Annotated in this window: 1 protein-coding gene; it reads left to right on the top strand. The window is 73.4% G+C overall.

Features of this window, described 5'->3' with window-relative positions; translation table 11 throughout:
- Window positions 1-436: 436 nt before the first annotated feature.
- The gene (locus tag DM816_RS40845; RefSeq protein ID WP_162908382.1) at window positions 437-3,562 is read left to right on the top strand and encodes an AfsR/SARP family transcriptional regulator; all 3,126 of its coding nucleotides are present in this window, start codon (window positions 437-439) and stop codon (window positions 3,560-3,562) included.
- Window positions 3,563-3,726 lie beyond the last annotated feature (164 nt).

Here is a 3,726-nt window from a genome sequence, read left to right on the forward strand (position 1 = left end):
CGCTCGCCGCGACCGTCGCGGTGCCGTTGCCGCGGGAGGACCCCCGACCGCCGCGGCTGCGGCCGCCAGGCGGCTGCGGCCCGAGGCGACCCTCGCGGACCTCTGCATCCCCGCGGGCGGCGCCCCCTCGGCTCATGTCGCCGAGGGACGCGGGGCGCTGGCAATGACCCTGCCACGGCCACTGTCAGCGCCCACCTCGGACGGTGAACTGTCTGCGATCGGCCGTCAATACGACGGGGGGCAGCCGGTCAGGACGGCGCACCGGCTGGCCGTACTGTCCACTTCGGACACGCTGCGGGTCACCCCGGGTGCCCGGCGGCGCATGCGCCATATATGGACCCGCCGGGTCCGATCGTCATCGGACCCGGAAGCGGACAGTAATGGCGATCATTGGCTCGATTCGCCGGGTGCCGGTTCGAACAGGCATACTTATCCGGTGGGGGGCACGGAGTTCCTGCTTCTGGGCCCGGTCGAGGTGCGCAACGACCGTGGGCCCGTGGCCATAGGGGGGACGCGCTCACGCAGTGTGCTCGCGGCGCTCCTGCTTGAGGCCGACCGGGTCGTTTCCATCGATCAGATCGTCGACGCCGCCTGGGGCGACCGGCCGCCGTCCAGCGCGCGGGTGCAGGCCCAAAATCGCGTCTCGGCGCTGCGCCGCATCCTGCGCGAAGCCCAGCCCGACCGGGCGCTGATCACCACGAGCGGGTCCGGCTACGTGATCCGGATCGACGATGACCAACTCGACGTGCGCCGATTCGCCCGCGGCGTGGAGGCGGCGAGCGCGATGAGCGACCGCGAGGCCGCGTGCAGGCAGCTGGCCGAGGCGCTGTCGCTGTGGCGGGGCCCCGCACTCGACGACCTTGTCACGCCATACTTCCAGGCCGCCGCGCAGCGGTGGGAGGAGCAGCGGCTGCGCGCCCTGGAGCGGCGCGTCCAGCTCGACATGGAGCTCGGCCGGCACGGCGAGGTCGTGGCCGAGCTGTCCGGTCTGGTCACCGCGCATCCCTACCGCGAGCGGTTCCACGCCCTGCTGATGCTCGCGCTCTACCAGGCGGGCCGGCAGGCCGAGGCGCTCGACACCTATCGGCGGGCCCGCGAGATCCTGTCCGACCAACTCGGCCTCGAACCGGGCGTGCTGCTGCAGCGTGTGCACACCTCCGTGCTGCGCGGCGAGCCGCCGTCCCTGGACGACGAGGCGACGGCGGTCCACATTGGAGATTCGACGGCCCGTGCCGTGCCGCGTGAGCTGCCTGCGGACGTGCCGGGGTTCACCGGGCGGGCCGCCGCGCTGGCCGCGCTCGGCCGGCTGATCGATCAGGACAAGCGCACCGTGGGCATCACGGCCATCACGGGCGGGGCCGGGGTGGGCAAGACCGCGCTGGCCGTCCACTGGGCGCACCGCATCGCCGCGCGGTTCCCCGACGGCCAGCTCTATGTCAACCTGCGCGGGCTCAAGCCGATCGACGCGCTGGCCCGGGTGTTGCAATCGCTTGGCGTGCCGGCGGACCGGACCCCGGTCGACGTGGAGGCGGCCGCGGGCGCATATCGCAGCATGCTCGCCGACCGGCAGATGCTCGTGCTGCTCGACGACGTCGGCTCGGCCGAGCAGGTGCGCCCGCTGCTGCCCGGCAGCCCTGGCTGCCTGGTGCTCATCACGAGCCGCGACCGGCTCGGCGGGCTGGTCGCGCGCGATGGTGCGCGCCGGGTGAGCCTCGACGTGCTCTCGCCGGAGGAGGCGCGATCGCTGCTCGCGTGGACCGTCGGCGCCGACCGGGTCGACGCCGAACCCGCGGCAGCCCTTGAGCTGGCGCGGCTGTGTGCATATCTGCCGCTGGCCCTGCGGATCGCGGGTGCCAACCTGACCGGCGGGGCGCACCAGACCATAGCCGGCTACACCGACCAGCTGCGCGCGGGCAACCGGGTGGGCCAGCTGCAGATAGACGGCGACGAGCAGGCCGCGGCGCGGGTCGCGTTCGACCTGTCCTATGTGGCCCAGCCGGAAGAGGCCCAGCGGGTGTTCCGGTTGCTGGGGCTGGTGCCGGGGGCCGACTTCGCGGTGGAGGCCGTGGCCGCGCTCGCGGGCGTGCCCGTGGCCGAGGCGGGTGCGCAGCTCGAACGGCTCGCCGGAGCGCATCTGGTGCAGCAGCACGCTCCGGGGCGATACACGTTCCACGATCTGCTGCGTCTCTACGCCGCCGGGCTGGTCGAGCCGGCCGAGCGGGAGCCGGCGATCGAGCGGCTGCTGGATTGGTATCTATCCACTGTGGACGCCGCCGCCCGGGTGCTGTTCCCGGAGAGCATCCGGCTTCCGTTGCCCGAGCGCGGGCGGGCGTTCACCGATTACGCCGAGGCCTATGCCTGGCTGGATTCCGAGGTCGCCAACCTGGTGAGCGTGATCCGGCACGCCGCCGAGCGCGGGCCGCACTCGTTTGCCTGGCTGCTCGCCGACGCGCTGCGCGGATACTTCTGGCTGCGCGGCAACATGGTCGACGGGCTCGCCGTCGCTCGGGCGGGCTTGGCCGCGGCCGAGCATGCCGGAGACCTCGCGGGCCAGGCGGCCGCCCGGTTGGCGCTCGGCCTGCAATCCCTGCGCCAGGAGCGATACCTCGGCGCGGTCGAGCATCAGGAGGCGGCGTTGCGGCTGGCCCGGCTGGCGGACTGGCCCGAGGCGCAGGCGGCCGCGCTGAGCAATCTCGGCGGCCTGCTGCGGCATCTGGGCAAGCCGAGGGAGGCCGCGGCCCACCTGGAGCAGGCGATCGCGGTCAACCAGGGGCGCACGCGGATCCCCTCGATGTATGGCTATCTCGGCTCGGTGTATTGGGAGCTGGGCCGGCTGGCCGACGCGGAGCGGACCCAGGTGCGCACCATCGAGATGTATAGAGCGATCGGGTCGCGTGCCGGGCAGGCGGCCGCGATCAACAACCTCGGCGAGACCCTGCATCTGCTCGGCCGGTTCGATGAGGCCGTGGCCCACCTGACCGAGTCGCTGCTGCTTTATCGGGAGGGCGGCTACCGCGGCCACGAGGCGGGCACCATGCGCAACCTCGCCGCCGTGTTCGCCGACATGGGCCGGCATGCCGAGGCGCTTGACGCGGGCCGTTCCGCGCTGGCCTTGGCGCGCGAGACGGGCCGGCACCGCATCGAGGCGGAGACGCTGAGCACTCTCGGCCACATCCAATACCTGTTGCGGCGTTTCCCGGCCGCGGTCGAGTTGCACCGGCAGGCCCTCGAACGGGTCTCCGACGCCGGTTACCCCTACGGCCGGGCCCACGTGCTGATCGGGCTGGCCACCGCCGAGTGTGCGATCGGCCGGGCCGATCTGGCCATGCGGCATGCCCGCGAGGCGCTCGACCTTGCCGTGCGCACGGGCTACCGGATGCTGGAGGGGCAGGCGCTGACCGTGCTGGCCCAGGTCCACATCGGACAGTCGTGGCACGGTGAGGCGGTCGAGGTCGCCCGGCGGGCGCTGGCCGTGCACCGCGAGACCGGCCATCGCCTCGGCGAGGAGCGCACACTGCGCCTGCTCGCCGAGACCGAGCGCCACCCGGTCGGCGGGCGATAGACCCTGCCGGTTGGTGTGGAGCGCGGGCGATTGCCCCGGCCGTCAGCGGCGGTGGGCGGCCAGGCCCGGCCGCCGGTTGGTGGGGAGTGCGGGTGGTGAGCCCGGCCGTCAGCGGCGGTGGGCGGCGAGGCCGGCCGCCGGTTGGTGGGGAGTGCGGGTGGTGA

This window comes from Allorhizocola rhizosphaerae (genome assembly GCF_003426775.1).
Classification (GTDB): Bacteria; Actinomycetota; Actinomycetes; order Mycobacteriales; family Micromonosporaceae; genus Allorhizocola; species Allorhizocola rhizosphaerae.